This window comes from Psychromonas arctica DSM 14288, assembly GCF_000482725.1.
Taxonomy (GTDB): Bacteria; Pseudomonadota; Gammaproteobacteria; order Enterobacterales; family Psychromonadaceae; genus Psychromonas; species Psychromonas arctica.
In genome coordinates, this window is sequence record NZ_KI519479.1 from 28379 (window position 1) to 30232 (window position 1854).

At 32.8% G+C, this 1854-nt stretch carries 1 protein-coding gene and 1 tRNA gene; both read left to right on the top strand.

The window, feature by feature from the left end:
• The first annotated feature begins 1 nt into the window (after position 1).
• Positions 2-77 (top strand) — tRNA-Val (locus tag H592_RS0115190).
• A 929-nt stretch (positions 78-1006) separates the two neighbouring features.
• A partial coding sequence (locus tag H592_RS24260; protein ID WP_037071946.1) for a hypothetical protein occupies positions 1007-1854 on the top strand: 848 nt, incomplete at its 3' end.

The following is a 1854-nucleotide window of genomic DNA, read 5'->3' on the forward strand; positions in this document are numbered from 1 at the left end:
TGGGCGATTAGCTCAGTTGGGAGAGCATCGCCCTTACAAGGCGAGGGTCACTGGTTCGAACCCAGTATCGCCCACCATCTTTAATCTAGGCATTTACTTATTAAATAATCAATTAATAAGTCTACAAATAGAATAACCATCATTTAAAGCTCTCTTAAACTAATTCAATTCTATATCTGAAATTTAGCTTTTATAGTTGAAATGACATATCAAGTCTAAGCAATCATTTGATAATTTATAATTGTAAAATTAATACAATTCTTGTTATTAATTTCATTTGGTAGGCTTTACTATTCCACTTATATTTAAAACTATTTATTCAATGCTAAGCCGATTTTGCATATTTTCGTTATTAAAATAATTAGTTATTGCAAGGAAAAGCTTAAATTTAGTTCTTGTTTGGAATCCCAAACAGTTCACTTATTTGATATTAATTAATATCGATAACTGTAGTGATTAAATAAACATCAGTCGTATTCGTACTTCTTTTATCCAGCCTACATTTATTCAATAAAAAACAGAATTATTTTCACCACAGTAGAATAAAGACAGCGATCAAAGTTTTAAAATATAATAAAACTGTTTGTGTAAGCAGAATCAGTGCAAAAATTTTAATCTATTGATGTAAGCAGTCTTGGCAGGTTTTTTAAAGGTCATTAATAACAAAGTCTCTAGGCAATAATCATACATTTAGAATGAGTTGTTATCAATTTAAATAAGCCAAGTGATCAGATAGTTAAAGAGCAATATATGCTAAATGAAAATTTGACTAAAACAGTTATCTCTATTACTTTAGTATTGGTTTATTTGATTTTTTTTGAATATATAATTTACAATGTTTTACATAAGAAATAGCCATTAAAACAGTTCAATACAATAAATAAAAATAATAATTTTTTACAAAATAAATATGCAATAAAAAAAGGATATGTTTGTTGTGTATTTTATTTTAAATTTTCTAATAGTTCATCTATTAGAATTAGAATAGTCGCGTTGGGGAAAAATAATGGAAAAGCAAAATAATCTAGTTGATGATACGAATGACACTGAAGTTGTACTAAATGAACAACAAGTGACTGAAGCTGAACTGCAATTAAAAGCCGGTGAAGAACAATTAATTGCAACGGAAGATCAATTAGTCCCAACTGCGACGGATGATGTTGTCTCTGAAGTTGATGCTGAAAAAGAAACTGTCTCAGGTATCGAAGAAATTGACGATTTAGAAGCGTTACTTGCGCTTGGCGAAGAGGTCTTTGACTTAGATATTGAAACTGCTGCCGGTGAATTATCGAATGGTGGGAGCTCTTCTGTTGTAGATTTTGCTCGAGACGGCGACGAAACTATTGCCACCACTGCCTTTCAAACATCTGCTTTCAATACCCCCACTATAGATACGCAGGTGTTTAGTGACGAAAATGATGACGATGCTAATTTTAATGTTAATTCTCCAGCAACACTTACATTAACAAATACTAATAACTTTGTTGAAGATGATGGAAGTGCAGTCATTGGAGCCGTGGTTTCAACTTATACCATTAATGATTTAGATGGTGATGAAGTTATAGTTACTTTAAGCGACACTGAAAACTATGCCTTGGATGGTAATGGTAATGTAGTATTAACAGAAACTGGTGCAGCTTTGGTTAATAACGGCCAGGATTTGCCTCCTTATACACTAACACCAAATGATGGCCAAGTTGATGGTCAGCCAGTAAGCCATGATCCAAGCATTACCACTAGTAATGATGCACCAGTATTGACTTTAACTAGCACCACTGATTTTACAGAAGATGACGGGAGCGCCATTGAAGGTGCTGTGGTGGCGACGTTTGAAACCTCTGATGAAGATGGCGA